This window comes from Methylobacterium sp. 17Sr1-1, assembly GCF_003173775.1.
In the GTDB taxonomy this organism is placed as follows: Bacteria; Pseudomonadota; Alphaproteobacteria; order Rhizobiales; family Beijerinckiaceae; genus Methylobacterium.
The window spans coordinates 5,514,347-5,530,170 of record NZ_CP029552.1; the positions used below are offsets into that span (position 1 = coordinate 5,514,347).

Consider the following 15,824-nt stretch of genomic DNA (forward strand, 5'->3'; position numbering starts at 1 on the left):
CGGTTCCGCGGATCGTGCCCTAGATTGGTGAACGAACCGGAGGGCGTGAGCCCCGCATGACCGAGTTGCCCCCCCTTCTACGACGACCTCGCGGGCTGCCTCGCCGAGGCCTGGCGCCGGCTGGAGGAGGGGGCGGCCCATCAGAGCGGCTTCCACGCGCCGGCGCTCGCCACCCTCGGCCGCGACGGGGCCCCGCGCCTGCGCACGGTGGTGCTGCGCGGGGTCGACCGGGAGCGGCGCACCCTGCGGATCCATTGCGACGCCCGCTCCGCCAAGGCCGCCGAGATCGCCGCCGATCCCCGGGCGGCACTTCACGCCTACGACGCCAGGGCCAAGATCCAGGTTCGGATCGAGGGCACGGCCCGCCTGCACGGGCAGGACGACGTGGCGCGGGCCGCCTGGGCGGCGTCGCGGCCGATGAGCCGGATCTGCTACGGCACCGCGCCCGGCCCCGGCACGCCCCTGCCCGAGGGCGGCGCCACTGCACAGCCGCAGGACGACGCCGCGGTGGAGGCGGGTTTTTCGGAGTTCCGCGTGGTGGTGCTCACGGCCGCCCGGCTCGAATTCCTGTACCTCGCCCGGGCGGGGCACCGGCGGGCGTTGTTCACCTGGGACGGGGCGGAGCCGGGGGCGACGTGGCTGGCACCGTAAGAATAATTCTATGTCTATTCGGAATAAAATTGAGTCGCGGGATCCCCTCTCCCGTGTGGGAGAGGGGTAGGGGTGAGGGTGGCGCGCTTCCGTATAAGGCTCAGAGCGTCGAGCTGCGCAGCTCGACACTTGGTGACCTATTCTGAACCCGAGCCACCCTCACCCCCGGCCCCTCTCCCACACGGGAGAGGGGAGACGCGCTATATTTTTCAATGCCACACGTAATCTTAGTGAATTCTGCTTTCAGCTCGCCGCCCGCAACCGCGCGAACCCCGCCTCGAGGTCCCGCGTCAGGTCGTCCATGTCCTCCAGCCCGACCTGGAACCGCAGGCCCGGCCCGCCGGGCGCCCACGGATTGGCGGTGCGGTAGGGCGCGCAGTCGAACGGGATCACCAGGCTCTCGAAGCCGCCCCAGGAGAACCCCATCCCGAACAGCTCCAGCCCGTCGAGCATCGCCGCCAAGGCGGCCTCCGGGCAGGGCTTGAGGATGATCGAGAACAGGCCCGACGAGCCCAGGAAGTCGCGCGACCAGATCGCGTGACCGGGATCCTCCGGCAGCGCCGGATGCAGCACCCGGGCGACCTCCGGCCGGCCCTGGAACCAGCGGGCGAGGGCGAGCGCCTGCTCGCCGTGCTCGCGCAGGCGCAAGGGCAGGGTGCGCAGGCCCCGCAAAGCCAGGAAGACGTCCTCGGCCCCGGCGCAGATCGCGAGCTGGTCGAAGGTGCGCCGCAGGGCCGGCCAGTACTGGGCGTTGGCGGAGGTGAGGCCGAGCAGCAGGTCCGAGCCGCCCGACAGGTACTTGGTGCCGGCCTCGATCGCGATGTCGACGCCGCGCTCGTGCGGCGGAAACAGCAGCGGCGTCGCCCAGGTATTGTCCATCAGCACGCAGGCGCCCCGCGCATGCGCCGCTTCGGCGATGGCCGGGATGTCCTGCATCTCGAAGCTCTGCGAGCCCGGTGCCTCGGTGAGCACGGCTTTGGTGTTCTCGCGCATCAGCTCCGCGATGCCGGCGCCGAGAGTCGGGTCGTAATAGGTGGTCTCGACCCCGAACCGCGCCAGGAATCCGTCGCAGAAGATCCGTGTCGGGCGGTAGGCGGAATCGGTCACCAGCAGGTGGTCGCCGGCCTTGAGGCACGAGAGCAGCCCGACCGTGACGGCGGCGAGACCGGACGGCGTGAGCACCGTGCCGGCCGCCCCCGCGAGCTCGGTCCAGGCGGCCTCGAGGGAGCGGATCGTCGGCGTGCCCACGGTCCCGTAGGTGTATTCCGACCGCCGGTGCTTGAGCGCGTCGTAGCTCTCGTAGAGCACGGTCGAGCCGCGATAGATCGGGGTGTTGACGAAGCCGTGCTGCTGCGACGGGTCGCGGCCGGCATGGACCAGGCGGGTGCGGGTGCCGAGGCGGCTCTTGTCGCGGGGCGGGGTGATGCTCATCGGGACCCTGGTGCGTGACTGTCGCGCCGGAGCACATCCCGGGCCGCCGGTCGCCGTCAAGCCTGGGCTGATGGAGACTGGCCGCCGTCTACGCTGTTCGTCTACCGGACCAACCCCTTGACCGGACAATCCGCTTCGCTTGGAATGCCTCTTGCTTAGGCAGCGTTCGTGCTTGGGCAAACGGGTGGCGGCCGAGAGAGCGCCGCAACCGGAACGGGAGACGCACACCGCATGAAGAGAATCGTTGCGGCCCTGGCCTTCGGGCTCGGTGCCACCCTGCTGGCGGGCGCCGCCCAGGCTCAAGGGACGCTGAACAGCATCAAGCAGAAGGGCTACATCTCCTGCGGCTCGAACCCGGGCCTCGCCGGCTTCGGCGTGCCGGACGCGCAGGGCCGCTGGACCGGGCTCGACGTCGATTTCTGCCGGGCGCTCTCCGCGGCGATCTTCAACGACGTCACCAAGGTCCGCTTCATCCCGCTCTCGGCCAAGGACCGCTTCACGGCGCTCCAGTCGGGCGAGGTCGACATCCTGTCGCGCAACACCACCTGGTCGATGTCGCGCGACACCACGCTCGGGCTCGACTTCCCGGCCGTCAACTTCTACGACGGCCAGGGCTTCATGGTGAAGAAGAAGCTCGGCGTGACCTCGGCCAAGCAGCTCGACGGCGCCTCGGTCTGCACCCAGCAGGGCACCACGACCGAGCTGAACTTGGCCGACTACTTCCGGGCCAACAAGCTGAAATACGAGGTGGTGGCCTTCGCCAGCGCCGACGAGACCTTCAAGGCCTACGATTCCGGCCGCTGCGACGCCTTCACCACCGACGCTTCGGGCCTCTACGCCGAGCGCCTGCGCGCCTCGGCGCCGGACGACAACATCGTCCTGCCGGAGATCATCTCGAAGGAGCCGCTCGGACCGGCGGTGCGCCAGGGCGACGCCCAGTGGGCCGACATCGTCCGCTGGACCCACTACGCGATGCTCAACGCCGAGGAGGCCGGCATCACGCAAGGAAACGTCGACCAGATGGTGAAGTCGTCCGACAACCCGGACGTCAAGCGCATCCTGGGCACCGAGGGCAAGTACGGCACCGACCTCGGCCTCACCAACGACTGGGCCTACCGGATCATCAAGCTCGTCGGCAATTACGCCGAGGTGTTCGAGAAGAACGTCGGCCAGGGTTCGCCGCTGAAGATCCAGCGCGGCGTCAACGCCTTGTGGTCGAAGGGCGGCCTGCAATACGGCCCGCCGATCCGCTGACCTCATGACACGCGGCGCCCGGGCCCCCGGGCGCCGCCCCCGGCCACCACAGACGCGAGCACGCCCCCTTGCCGACGCAGCTTCCGGCCGATGCGCCGTCCGGTCCGCCCCGGGTCTCGCCCTTCTACGATCCCCGCATCCGCGGGGCGGCCTACCAGATCCTGCTGCTGCTCGCCGTCGGCGTGGTGGCGTGGATCGCGATCGGCAACGCCGCCGAGAACCTGCGCAACGCCCGCGTCGCCTCCGGCTTCGGCTTCCTCGGCAACACCGCCGGGTTCGACGTCAACCAGACGGTGATCCCCTTCACGGCGGCGACCTCCACTTACGGCACCGCCTTCCTGGTCGGGCTCACCAACACCCTGATCGTCGCCGCGATCGGCATCGTGCTCGCCACCTTGCTTGGCTTCGCGGTCGGCGTGGCGCGGCTGTCGCCGAACTGGATCGTCAGGACGCTGGCCACCGTCTACGTCGAGGTGTTGCGCAACATCCCGCTGCTGCTGCAATTGCTGTTCTGGTACGTCGCGGTGCTGGCGAGCCTGCCCTCCGCGCGCGATTCCTACGCGCTCGGCACCTCCGTCTTCCTCAACCAGCGCGGCCTGTACCTGCCCAAACCCCTCCTCGCGGCGGATGCCTGGGCGCTGCCCCTCGCCCTCGCGATCGGAATCATCGGCACGCTGCTGTTCCGGGCCCATGCCAGGCGCGAGCAGGCGCGGACCGGCCGGCGCCTGCCGGTGCTGGCGGTGGGCCTCGCCCTGGTCCTCGGCCTGCCGCTCCTCGCCTACGGAGTGCTGGCGCTGCTGGGCATCGCCCCGGTGGCGCTCGACTTTCCGATCAAGGGCACGTTCAACCTGCGCGGCGGGATGCAGCTCTATCCGGAATTCGTCGCCCTGGTCCTCGGGCTCACGGTCTACACCGCCGCCTTCATCGCCGAGGTGGTGCGGGCCGGCATCCAGGCGGTCAACCGCGGCCAGACCGAGGCGGCGCGGGCTCTCGGCCTGCAGCCGGGCCCGACGATGCGGCTGGTGGTGATCCCGCAGGCGATGCGGGTGATCGTGCCGCCGCTGACGAGCCAGTTCCTCAACCTCACCAAGAACTCGTCGCTGGCGGTGGCCATCGGCTACCCGGACCTCGTCCAGGTCTTCATGGGCACGGTGCTGAACCAGACCGGCCAGGCGGTCGAGGTGGTGGCGATCACCATGGCGGTCTACCTGACGATCAGCCTCGTCACGGCCTTCGCGATGAACCTCTACAACCGGCGCGTCGCGCTGATCGAGCGGTGACCTGAGATGACTGCCGGCTCCCAGCCCCTGCCGCTCACCTTCGTCCGCCGCGAGGCGGTGCCCGCCGCGCCCCCGCCCTCGCTGGTCGCCGGGCCGCTCGCCTGGCTGCGCCGGAACCTCTTCTCGAGCCCCGCCAACGCCGTGATGACGCTGGCGGCGCTCGCGGTCATCGCGCTCGCGGTGCCGCCGCTGCTGCGCTTCCTGGTGTTCGACGCGGTCTGGACCGGCGAGAACCGCGACGCCTGCCGGGCCGAGGTGATCGGCCGTCCGGTCGGGGCCTGCTGGGCCTTCGTCGGAGCCAAGATCAACTACTTCATCTACGGCTCGTACCCGATCGAGGAACGCTGGCGGCCGAACGTCTTCTTCGCCCTGATGGCAATCGGGGTGGGGTGGATGCTGTGGCTCGACGCGCCCAAGCGCGCGTGGGGGGCGCTCTACTTCTTCGTCGTGTTCCCGGTCGCCTCGTACGGGCTGCTCACCGGGGTGCCGAGCCTCGGCCTGCCCGCCGTGCCGACGGCGCTCTGGGGCGGCATGCTGGTGACGCTCATCGTGTCGCTCGTCGGCATCGTCGCCTCGCTGCCGCTCGGCATCCTGCTGGCGCTCGGGCGGCGCTCGCGGCTGCCGATCGTGCGGCTGTTCTGCGTCATCTTCATCGAGTTCTGGCGCGGCGTGCCGCTGATCACCGTGCTGTTCATGGCCAACGTGATGCTGCCGCTGTTCCTGCCCGGCGACGTCACGGTCGATCGGCTGGCGCGGCCGCTGGTCGGCATCGCGCTGTTCTCCGCCGCCTACATGGCCGAGACGGTGCGCGGCGGCCTGCAGGCGATCCCGCGCGGCCAGACCGAGGGGGCGATGTCGCTGGGCCTGAGCCCCTGGCACCGGATGCGCCTGATCATCCTGCCCCAGGCCCTGCGCATCGTGATCCCGGGCATCGTCAACAGCTTCATCGCGCTGTTCAAGGATACGAGCCTCGTCTCGATCGTCGGCATCTTCGACTTCATCCGCACGATCGAATCGGCCCGGGTCGATCCCGCCTGGGCGGCGCCGACCGTGGTGATGACCGGCTACGCCTTCGCCGCCCTGTTCTACTTCGTCTTCTGCTTCGGCATGTCGCGCTACGCCCGCTTCGTCGAGCGGCGGCTCGCGGCCGGCCAGACACGGTGAGTTCCCCGATGGCTTCCTCCCCCCTTCCGACGGCCCCCGGTCCCTTGCCCGAGACCGATCCGGACCTCGCGCCCCGCAACACCTCGGCGGCGCGCCTCGCCACCGCGCCGGTCGCGGTGTCGCTGGAGCGGGTCAACAAGTGGTACGGCGCCTTCCACGTCCTGCGCGACGTCGACCTCAGCGTGCGCAAGGGCGAGCGGATCGTGATCTGCGGCCCCTCGGGCTCCGGCAAGTCGACGCTGATCCGCTGCATCAACCGCCTGGAGGAGCATCAGGCCGGGCGCATCGTCGTCGACGGCATCGAGCTCACCAACGACCTCAAGCGGATCGACGAGATCCGCCGCGAGGTCGGCATGGTCTTTCAGCACTTCAACCTGTTTCCGCACCTGACCGTGCTCGAGAACTGCACGCTGGCGCCGATCTGGGTGAAGAAGATGCCGAAGGCCGAGGCCGAGGCGGTCGCGATGAAGTACCTGACCCGGGTGAAGATCCCGAACCAGGCGCACAAGTATCCGGGCCAGCTCTCCGGCGGCCAGCAGCAGCGCGTGGCGATCGCCCGCTCCCTGTGCATGGCCCCCAAGATCATGCTGTTCGACGAGCCGACCTCGGCGCTGGACCCCGAGATGGTCAAGGAGGTGCTCGACACGATGGTGGGGCTGGCCGACGAGGGCATGACGATGCTCTGCGTCACCCACGAGATGGGCTTCGCCCGCCAGGTCGCCGACCGGGTGATCTTCATGGACGAGGGCCAGATCGTCGAATCGAACACCCCCGAGGCGTTCTTCCGCGCGCCCGAGCACGAGCGGACCCGGCTGTTCCTGAGCCAGATCCTGCATTGAGGCCCTCGCCCGGCCGACGAGGCCGGGCGAGGGCGGCCTACCGCCGAGCCTTATCGCCCGGTGGCGACCGGCAGGTCCTCCCGGCCGCCCCATTCCGACCACGAGCCGTCGTAGAGGGCGCGGGGCGGCCGTCCCAGGCTCTCGAGGGCGACGCCGACGATCGCCGCGGTGACGCCGGAGCCGCAGGTGGTGACGACCGGGCGGTCGAGATCGATGCCGGCCTGTGCCACCGCCGCCCGCAAGGACGCCTCGTCCTTGAGCCGGCCGTTCTCCTGCAACGCCGCGTAGTGCAGGTTCAGGGCGCCGGGCATGTGGCCGGGGCGCACGCCGGGGCGCGGCTCGGGCTCCTCGCCGGCGAAGCGGGCGGCGGAGCGGGCATCGACCACCTGGGCCTGGCCGGCGAGCGCCCGCTGCACGTCGCCGACATTCGCCACCGCCGAGTGGTCGAGGCGGGCGGTGAAGTGGCGCCGGTCGCGGGGCGGCGCCTCGCCCTCCTCGACCGGGTGACCGCCCGCGACCCAGGCCGGGAAGCCGCCCTCCAGGATCGCGACGTCGCGGGCGCCGAACGCCTTCAGGGTCCAGCGCACCCGCGGGGCGGAGAACAGGCCCATCCCGTCATAGACCACGATCGTCATGCCGTCGCCGATGCCCATCTGGCGCATCCGCGAGGCGAAGACCTCCGGCGACGGCAGCATGTGGGGCAGGGCGCTCGCCTCGTCGCGCACCGCGTCGATGTCGAAGCGGATCGCCCCCGGGATGTGGCCGGCGCGGAACTCGGCCTCGGCGTCCCGGCCCATCGCCGGCAGGTACCAGGAGCCGTCGAGCACGACGATGTCGGGCGCCGCGAGCCGCTCTGCGAGCCAGTCCGCCGTGACGAAGGGGCCGATCGACATGCCTGTCTGTCTCCGAAGAAGGGGCGCTCGAGACGGGGTCTCGAGCCTGAAGGGCTTTTGAGCCGGTCGGGAGCATTGTGCCCGAATTCCGGGCGGGGCCGCCACCCGTCCGCGCGCGAAAGCGGCGTTCCACGGGCGGATCGGCCCTCAAGGCCCGCAGGTGATGCCGCAGCCCGTAACCCGGACCGGACCTAATTCCTATCGAATGTTAACGAGGGGGCGGCAGGGCCTGCCTAAAACGAGGACGCCCACCCCCTGCGAGAGGCCCGGCCGATGCCCCGTCGCGTTTTCCGCATCCCGAGACGCTCCCACGCCGCATCTGGCACGGCGCTTGCAATACCTCTTGCACTGCACCCGCCGTGTCCACTCTCCCTTGCACGGCCGGGCGTGGTCGACGGGCCAGGCAGTGAGACTCCGAGGGCTGCCTGGCCCGCCCGTCCGCGCTGGCGACCGAACGGGGCCGCGCCGAGCGCGTGCGATCCCACGCGTGACTCGAAGACTGCAGTGACAGGGAGGGTGCGAATGAAGGCCACGGCCCGCTTCGAATGGCCGATCCGTCCCGACAGGATCGAGGTCTCCGCGCGCGGCTACCTCGCCGCAGCCATCCTCTGCGCCGATCTGCGCGCCGCCCGTGCCGCGGCGGCGCGCCCGCTGCCCTCCGCGACGGTGCACCGGCTGGTGCCGCGCCGGGCGCGGACGCGGCCGGCACCGGCCGACGGGATGCGGCGCGTCGCCGAGGGCTGAAGCCGCCGCAACCGCCTTGCGAGATCCGGCCAACGAAAAAGGCGGCCCCGCGGGGCCGCCCTGGTCCGGGGAGGCGGGCTCATCGAAGCCCGCCCACCGATCCGGCGTCAGATTCTGGGCGAGCGGCCGCGCATCAGGCCGAAGATCGCCGAGACGGCGAACAGCACGATCGCCACGAAGAACACGATCTTGGCCGCCTCCATGGCGGTGCCGGCGATGCCGCCGAAGCCCAGCAGAGCCGCGACGAGGGCGACGACGAGGAAGGTGATAGCCCAGCCGATCATTGGTAACTCCCGTATCGAAGGCTGCTGGATTGCTTCGCGGCGCCGTGCAGAGAAGCGTTGCAGCAAGTTGAACGAGAAACCACCGGACCGGGCGACAGGTTCCGTCGATTTTTTCGGATGAAAGCCGGCGGGCGACCGTGCAGGCTCCCGCGCCGGCGTGGGGCGCGGGCATGGACACGGGCTTGGGCCGGTGCGGCGACGGTCTCGCGATGGGCGGGAGAGGGTGGCTCCCCGAGCAGGACTCGAACCTGCGACAAGGCGATTAACAGTCGCCTGCTCTACCAACTGAGCTATCGGGGATCGCGGCGGGACGTCTACCCAAGGCGGGCAGGGGGCGCAAGGGGTTTCTGGTCCGGATCTCCGGCCAAGCGGGATCTTCGGCGGGGATTTTCGAAAGCCGGCTCATTTCGCGGCCCGATCGCGGTTTTGCCGCCGGATCCCTGTTGCGGAGCCGGGCCGGGCTCTGCTAATGACCCCTCGTCCCCGGGTCGTCCGCCCGACGCCGGGGAGACGGCGCTGCCGGTGCTCACAAGCCCGGCCCGCTCGATCGCCGGCTGAGCGCCGGCCCGGATGGCCTCGTGGCGGAGTGGTTACGCAGAGGACTGCAAATCCTTGCACCCCGGTTCGATTCCGGGCGAGGCCTCCATCTTTCTCTTCTCTCGCTTCACACTGCAGATCGGCCCGGCGCGTGCGCGAGACCGGGTCGTCGTGGCTCCCTGCCCGGATCCTTGCCTTTTGGCCGGCGATCCACCACAACCGCGTCGCCCGGCGGCTTGACCGTCGCGGCTTGGCCGTCGCTCAAGCTCTCCAGAGACGTTCATGCTCGACTACGCGCAAGCGCGCCGCCTCATGGTCGATTGCCAGCTCCGGACGTTCGACGTGACCGACATCGCGCTGCTCGACGCGTTCGACGCCGTCCCGCGCGAGCGGTTCATGCCGGCGGACCGGGAGGCCTTCGCCTATATCGACCAGCCCCAGGCGGTCGGCACGGAGGAGGGCGAGACCCGCTTCATGCCGGCCCCGATGGTCCTGGCGCGCCTGATCCAGGCGCTCGCCCTCAAGCCCGGCCACCGCGTCCTCGAGGTCGGGACCGGCCTGGGCTACGGCGCCGCCATCCTGCGCCGCCTCGGCGTCGAGGTGGTCGCCCTCGAATCGCTCCCCGGCCTCGCCGCGGCGGCGCGCGAGCGGCTGGCGCAGTGCGGGATCGGCGACGGCGTCACCGTCGAGGTCGGCCCGCTCGAGAAGGGCGCAGCCGGCCACGCGCCCTACGACGCGATCCTGATCAACGGACAGGTCGAGCAGCGCCCGCAAGGATTGCTGGAGCAGCTCGCCGATGGCGGGCGCCTCGCCTGCGTCCAGGGCCAGGGCCGCCCCGCCAAGGCGACCCTGTGGGTGCGCTCCGGCGACGCCTTCGGCTCGCGCCCGCTCTTCGACGCCACCCTGCCGCCGCTGCGCGCCTTCGCGGTCGAGGCCGGCTTCGCGTTCTGATCCGACTTCCGGAAAATTCCTTCCGGGAGTCGGATCACGAGCCCGCGCGGTGGAGCCTCCGGCTCCACACACCCGAGCGACGCCGGTTGATCGCATGACACTCCGGCGCGGGACGGCCTCGCCGGTCCCGCGCCGAATCACCGACCACCGCCGAAAGCGGGTGGTCCTGCGCCGATCGGGTGAGCCGGCCGGCGTCTCCGGCCCGGGCCCCGGGCGCGGTTTTTCCTTGGTGCTGCGCACGGGCCCGCCATCGGGGCTGCACCCCGGCCGGATCCGGCGCCCCGGCCCGGGGCCCGGTCCGGGCGACCGAGGCCGCGGCCGCGAGAAGGGCGGCGGGCGAAAGCATTCGTTCACCAACGACTTGCAGCGTGCGCGCGCCCCGTCGTCGCCCGGCGCGGGACCGCCCGCGAATCACCGATCCGCGGCACGGATTTCCCTAACGATACCTGTCGCTTTTTTGCGGCACCGCCGGTCAAACTCGGTCATCCACAGTGCGGGGACGATGCCCCCGGCACCGCCCTCGGCTAAGGTCATGATCGAGGTGGGCACAGCGATATGACGAACCGGCTCAGCCGCCCGCGGTGCAGGGCCGGTCATTGTGAGCTAGCCGCACAGGGTAGACAGGCGTGACTGACACAGGAACTCAGGCGTTCCGCAGGCTTCGGCTGGGCGGGTTCGCCGCCATGGCGCTCGCCATGGCGGGCCAGGGCGCGGCCGCGGAAACCCTGGATACCGCCCTCGCGCGGGCCTATGCGGGCAACCCGACGCTCAACGCGCAGCGCGCCGGCCAGCGCGCCACCGACGAGAACGTGCCGCGGGCCCTGGCGGGCTACCGCCCGACCGTCACCGGCTCCGCGAGCGCGGGGGTCTCGTACATCTCGGGAAAGCTCAGCGCCCTGGCGACGGCCTCCGGCGGAGGGGCCGGTGAGGAGACGCTGTACCCGCGCTCCGTCGGCGTCGGCGTGCAGCAGACCCTGTTCAACGGCTTCCGGACCGACAACCAGACCCGGCAGGCCGAGTCGCAGGTGCTGGGCGGCCGCGAGACCCTGCGCAACACCGAGATGTCGACGCTGTTCTCGGCGGCGCAGGCCTACATGAACGTGCTGGCGGACACCGCCACGCTGGAGCTCAACCGCAACAACGTCGAGGTGCTGGAGGAGCAGCTCCGCCAGACCCGCGACCGCTTCAACGTCGGCGAGGTCACCCGCACCGACGTCGCCCAGGCCGAGGCGCGGCTCGCCGGCGCCCGGGCCCAGGTCAGCCTGGCCGAGGCCAACCTGCGCACCAGCATCGCGACCTACCGGCAGGTGATCGGCGTCGAGCCGCGCCAGCTCGCCCCCGGCCGGCCGATCGACCGCTACGTCCCCTCGACCCTGACGGCGGCGGTCGAGGTCGGCCTCGCCGAGCACCCGGCGATCCTCTCCGCCCTCCACGCCGTCGACGCGGCCGAGGCGCAGGTCAAGATCGCCGAATCGGCCCTCTACCCGACGGCGACGATCAGCGGCAACGCGGCCCAGACCCTCGACCAGCAGATCGCCGGCACACGCTACTTCTCGGGCTCGATCGTCGGCCAGCTCACGGTTCCCCTCTACCAGGGCGGCGCCGAGTACGCGCAGATCCGCCAGGCCAAGGAGACGGTCGGCCAGACCCGGCTCCAGGCCGAGCTGACCCGCGACCAGGTCCGCGCCGGCATCGTCACCGCCTGGGGCGCCCTCGAGGCGGCCAAGGCCCGCGTCATCGCCTCCCAGGCCCAGGTCCAGGCCAACGAGGTGGCGCTGAACGGCGTGCGCGAGGAGGCCCGGGTCGGCCAGCGCACGACCCTCGACGTGCTGAACGCCCAGCAGGAGCTCCTGACCGCCCGCGTCAGCCTGATCGCCGCCCAGCGCGACCGGGTGGTGGGCTCCTACCAGGTGGTGCAGACCGTCGGCCGCCTCACCACCCGCTTCATCGCCGTCCCGGTGGCGCAGTACAGCGCCAAGCAGCATTACGACCAGGTCAAGGACCTCTGGTACGGCGTGCGCACGCCGGACGGCCGCTGACCCGCGGCGCCGTCCTGGAGGACGACGCCCCGAAGGACGACGCCCTGGAGCGCGCCGTGCTGTGAGTTGCCCGGGCCGCCTCGCTTGTGCGGGGCCGGCCCTGTGGAATACTGCGTACCCAAGACCCAAGACCCCCCGATCCTCTGCACTCGAGCGTTGAGCCGGATGAGCGCCGCGAGCCCCAAGACGCAGGACAAGACGCAGGAACCCTCGATGGAGGAGATCCTCGCCTCCATCCGCCGCATCATCGCCGACGACCAGAAGCCGGCCGAGCCGCCCGCTCCCGGGTCGCGCCCGGTGGCGGTGCCGAACCCCGAGCCCGACGAGGACGACGTGCTCGACCTCGCGATGGTGGCCAAGCCCGCGCCGAAACCCGCCCCGAAGCCGGAGCCGGTGGTCGCCAAGGCACCACCTGCACCGCCGCCCGAGCCCGAGCCGAGCTTCGACGACAAGTTCGACCCGATGTCGGAGATCGCGTTCCGCGACGAGCCGATGGATTTCGACGCGATCGAGATCGAGCCGGAGCCCGCCCCGCCGCCGGAGCCCCCGAAGGCCGTCGCCCCGCCGCCCGCCGCGCCGCCGGAGCCCCGCCCGGCGATGGAGGACCGGCTCCTGTCCCAGGCGACCGACGCCACGGTCGGCCACGCCTTCGACCTCCTGGCGACCACGGTGCTGACCCGCAACGCCCGCACCATCGAGGACCTGGTGCAGGACATGCTGCGGCCGATGCTGAAGGCCTGGCTCGACGACAACCTGCCGGTGATGGTCGAGCGCCTGGTCCGGGCCGAGATCGAGCGCGTCGCGCGCGGCCGCTGACTTCCCGGGCGCACTCCAGTTGACGGAACGGCCCGGGTCCGCTTGAAAGCGGTCTCGGGGGCCGGCCGCTCGCGCGGCCGGCCTTTGTCGTTTCTGGTTTCGGCGCCCGCGCGGCCCGCGTCCCGCAGTGGATGCGCCCCGGGAAGTCGGTGAGTGGCGCTTTCGCGATGATGGACAAGACCTTCGATCCCGCCGCCGTCGAGGCGCGCATCGCCGCCGAGTGGGAGGAGGCCCAGGCCTTCCGGGCCGGGCGCCCGGACCGGGCCGGCGCCGAGCCCTACAGCATCATGATCCCGCCGCCGAACGTGACGGGCTCGCTCCACATGGGCCACGCCCTCAACAACACGCTCCAGGACGTGCTCGCCCGCTTCGAGCGCCTGCGCGGCAAGGACGTGCTGTGGCAGCCTGGCACGGATCACGCCGGCATCGCGACCCAAATGGTGGTCGAGCGCCGCCTCGCCGAGCAGCAGCAGCCCGACCGGCGCTCCCTCGGCCGGGCGGAATTCGTCCGCCGGGTCTGGGAGTGGAAGGCGGAATCGGGCGGCACCATCGTCAACCAGCTCAAGCGCCTCGGCGCCTCCTGCGACTGGTCGCGCGAGCGCTTCACCATGGACGAGGGCCTGTCGAAGGCCGTCCTGAAGGTCTTCGTCGACCTGCACGCGCAGGGGCTGATCTATCGCGACAAGCGGCTGGTGAACTGGGACCCGAAGTTCCAGACCGCGATCTCCGACCTCGAGGTGCAGCAGGTCGAGGTGAAGGGCCATCTCTGGCACTTCGCCTATCCGGTGGTCGACGAGGCCGGCAACGAGACGGGCGAGACCATCACGGTCGCGACGACCCGGCCCGAGACCATGCTCGGCGACACCGCGGTCGCGGTCCACCCGGAGGACGAGCGCTACCGGGCGCTCGTCGGCAAGAGCCTGCGCCTGCCCCTCGTCGGCCGCCTGATCCGGATCGTCGCCGACGAGTATTCCGATCCCGAGAAGGGCACCGGCGCGGTCAAGATCACCCCGGCGCACGACTTCAACGACTTCGAGGTCGGCCGCCGGCACGGGCTTTCGCAGATCAACATCCTGGATGAGGAAGCCCGCATAAGTCTCGAGGGCAACGCGGATTTCCTGGAAGGGTCGAGCCCGGAGCCCGAGGCCCTGGCGCTGCATGGCCTCGACCGCTTCGAGGCGCGCAAGCGGGTCGTCGCCCTGATGGAGGAGCGCGGCCGGCTGGTCACGATCGAGCCCAACACCCACGCGGTGCCGCACGGCGACCGCTCGGGCGTGGTGATCGAGCCCTACCTGACCGACCAGTGGTACGTGAACGTCAAGCCGCTGGCCGAGCGGGCGATGCAGGCGGTGCGCGACGGCCGCACCCGCTTCGTGCCCGAGACCTACGAGAAGACCTACTTCCAGTGGCTCGAGAACATCGAGCCGTGGTGCATCTCGCGCCAGCTGTGGTGGGGCCACCAGATCCCGGCCTGGTACGACGCCGACGGCCACTGCTTCGTCGCGCAGACCGAGGAAGAGGCCCTGGCCCAGGCCGCCGCGAAGCACGGCCGGCCGGTCTCCTTGCGCCGCGACGAGGACGTCCTCGACACCTGGTTCTCGTCCGGCCTGTGGCCGTTCTCGACGCTCGGCTGGCCGGACGAGACGCCGGAGCTCGCCCGCTACTACCCGACCTCCGCCCTGGTGACGGGCTTCGACATCATTTTCTTCTGGGTCGCCAGGATGATGATGCTCGGCCTTCACGCCCTGGATGAAGTGCCGTTCCGCACCGTCTACATCCACGCCCTCGTCCGCGACGAGAAGGGGGCGAAGATGTCGAAGTCGAAGGGCAACGTCGTCGATCCCCTCGACCTCGTCGACCGCTACGGGGCGGATGCCCTGCGCTTCACGCTCGCGGCGATGGCGGCGCAGGGACGCGACATCAAGCTCTCGGTGCAACGCGTTGAAGGCTATCGCAACTTCGCCACCAAGCTCTGGAACGCCGCCCGCTTCGCCGAGATGAACGGCTGCCGGCTCGATCCCGCCTTCAGGCCGGAGGGCGTGACCCAGACCCTGAACGCCTGGGCGCTCGGCGAGGCCGCGCGGGCGGTCGCGGAGGTGACGGGGGCGATCGAGGCCTACCGCTTCAACGACGCCGCCAACGCCGCCTACCGTTTCGTCTGGAACGTCTTCTGCGACTGGTACCTGGAGCTGGCCAAGCCCGTGCTCCAGGGCGAGGACGGCGCGGCCAAGGAGGAGACGCGCCGGTCGATCGCGACTCTCATCGACCAGATCTGCGTGCTCCTGCACCCGTTCATGCCGTTCCTCACCGAGGAATTGTGGGCGACGAAGGCGCGCGAGGCCGGGGTGGAGCGCGGGCTCCTGGCGCTGGCGGCGTGGCCCGATCTCGGGGCGCTCGCCAAGCCCGAGGCGGAGGCCGAGATCGGCTGGGTCGTCGACCTCGTCTCGGAGATCCGCTCGGCCCGCTCGGAGACGAACGTGCCGGCCGGCGCCCAGATCCCGCTGGTGCTGGTCTCGCCGAGCCAGGCGGTGCGCGAGCGCGTCTCCCGCTGGGGCGACACCGTGCGCCGGCTCGGCCGCATCGCGTCGATCGACGTGGCGGACGCCAGCCCGCGCAACGCCGTGCAACTGATCGTGCGCGGCGAGGTCGCCGCCCTGCCGCTCGAGGGCGTGGTCGACCTCACCGCCGAGGTGGCGCGGCTGACCAAGGAGGATGCCAAGCTCGGCGGCGAGGTGGGCAAGATCGACGCCAAGCTCGGCAATGCGGACTTCCTCGCCCGCGCCCCCGAGGAGGTGGTCGAGGAGCAGCGCGAGCGCCGCGAGGCGGCCATCGCCCGCCGCGAGAAGGTGCGCGAGGCGCTGGCGCGGTTGCAGGGCTGACGCCGGCAGGCCTTCCGGATGCGGGCGGTGCGCCGCCCGCATCCGGCACGGACAACAAGAAA

13 protein-coding genes and 2 tRNA genes are annotated in these 15,824 nt (G+C 71.0%); 11 read left to right on the forward strand and 4 right to left on the reverse strand.

The genetic code is table 11. The features are described 5' to 3' along the window. Window positions 1-120 precede the first annotated feature (120 nt). Window positions 121-651 (forward strand): pyridoxamine 5'-phosphate oxidase family protein, encoded by a 531-nt coding sequence (locus tag DK412_RS25105; protein WP_109974184.1) that lies wholly within the window; start codon window positions 121-123, stop codon window positions 649-651. A 243-nt stretch (window positions 652-894) separates the two neighbouring features. On the opposite strand, the gene metC is transcribed toward DK412_RS25105, so the two are convergent. Next, window positions 895-2,082 (reverse strand): cystathionine beta-lyase, encoded by a 1,188-nt coding sequence (gene metC / locus DK412_RS25110; protein WP_109974185.1) that lies wholly within the window; start codon window positions 2,080-2,082, stop codon window positions 895-897. 231 nt (window positions 2,083-2,313) lie between these two features. On the opposite strand from metC, the gene DK412_RS25115 reads away from it, so the two are divergent. The 4 genes from DK412_RS25115 to DK412_RS25130 all read left to right on the forward strand — a co-directional run bounded on the left by DK412_RS25115 (window position 2,314) and on the right by DK412_RS25130 (window position 6,619). Further along, the gene (locus DK412_RS25115; protein ID WP_109974186.1) at window positions 2,314-3,336 is read left to right on the forward strand and encodes an amino acid ABC transporter substrate-binding protein; all 1,023 of its coding nucleotides are present in this window, start codon (window positions 2,314-2,316) and stop codon (window positions 3,334-3,336) included. Between the two features lie 68 nt (window positions 3,337-3,404). Continuing rightward, a complete protein-coding gene (locus DK412_RS25120) occupies window positions 3,405-4,616 on the forward strand; it encodes an amino acid ABC transporter permease (RefSeq protein WP_109974187.1) in 1,212 nt (403 codons plus the stop codon). Window positions 4,617-4,622: 6 nt separating this feature from the next. Continuing rightward, window positions 4,623-5,780, forward strand: coding sequence for an amino acid ABC transporter permease (locus DK412_RS25125; RefSeq protein ID WP_109974188.1), 1,158 nt, complete (start codon window positions 4,623-4,625; stop codon window positions 5,778-5,780). Between the two features lie 116 nt (window positions 5,781-5,896). Then, complete coding sequence (locus DK412_RS25130) at window positions 5,897-6,619, forward strand: amino acid ABC transporter ATP-binding protein (protein ID WP_109975482.1); 723 nt, start codon at window positions 5,897-5,899, stop codon at window positions 6,617-6,619. 50 nt (window positions 6,620-6,669) lie between these two features. Here DK412_RS25130 and sseA read toward each other — a convergent pair whose 3' ends face one another. Next, window positions 6,670-7,512, reverse strand: coding sequence for a 3-mercaptopyruvate sulfurtransferase (gene sseA / locus DK412_RS25135; RefSeq protein WP_109974189.1), 843 nt, complete (start codon window positions 7,510-7,512; stop codon window positions 6,670-6,672). Window positions 7,513-8,034: 522 nt separating this feature from the next. On the opposite strand from sseA, the gene DK412_RS25140 reads away from it, so the two are divergent. After that, on the forward strand, window positions 8,035-8,256 hold the full coding sequence (locus DK412_RS25140) for a hypothetical protein (protein WP_109974190.1): 222 nt from the start codon (window positions 8,035-8,037) through the stop codon (window positions 8,254-8,256). Window positions 8,257-8,363: 107 nt separating this feature from the next. On the opposite strand, the gene DK412_RS25145 is transcribed toward DK412_RS25140, so the two are convergent. After that, the gene (locus DK412_RS25145; RefSeq protein WP_048431004.1) at window positions 8,364-8,540 is read right to left on the reverse strand and encodes a DUF1328 domain-containing protein; all 177 of its coding nucleotides are present in this window, start codon (window positions 8,538-8,540) and stop codon (window positions 8,364-8,366) included. A gap of 224 nt (window positions 8,541-8,764) precedes the next feature. Next, window positions 8,765-8,840, reverse strand: a tRNA-Asn gene (locus DK412_RS25150). Between the two features lie 272 nt (window positions 8,841-9,112). Between DK412_RS25150 and DK412_RS25155 the strand changes: the two genes are divergently transcribed. The 5 genes from DK412_RS25155 (at window position 9,113) to DK412_RS25175 (ending at window position 15,762) form a co-directional block, all read left to right on the forward strand. Beyond that, window positions 9,113-9,186, forward strand: a tRNA-Cys gene (locus tag DK412_RS25155). A gap of 173 nt (window positions 9,187-9,359) precedes the next feature. Continuing rightward, a complete protein-coding gene (locus DK412_RS25160) occupies window positions 9,360-10,028 on the forward strand; it encodes a protein-L-isoaspartate O-methyltransferase (protein WP_109974191.1) in 669 nt (222 codons plus the stop codon). Window positions 10,029-10,711: 683 nt separating this feature from the next. Next, the gene (locus DK412_RS25165) at window positions 10,712-12,067 is read left to right on the forward strand and encodes a TolC family outer membrane protein (protein WP_204165639.1); all 1,356 of its coding nucleotides are present in this window, start codon (window positions 10,712-10,714) and stop codon (window positions 12,065-12,067) included. A 597-nt stretch (window positions 12,068-12,664) separates the two neighbouring features. Beyond that, on the forward strand, window positions 12,665-12,883 hold the full coding sequence (locus DK412_RS31185; protein ID WP_244539296.1) for a DUF2497 domain-containing protein: 219 nt from the start codon (window positions 12,665-12,667) through the stop codon (window positions 12,881-12,883). A gap of 167 nt (window positions 12,884-13,050) precedes the next feature. Continuing rightward, the gene (locus tag DK412_RS25175; protein WP_109974193.1) at window positions 13,051-15,762 is read left to right on the forward strand and encodes a valine--tRNA ligase; all 2,712 of its coding nucleotides are present in this window, start codon (window positions 13,051-13,053) and stop codon (window positions 15,760-15,762) included. Window positions 15,763-15,824: the final 62 nt, after the last annotated feature.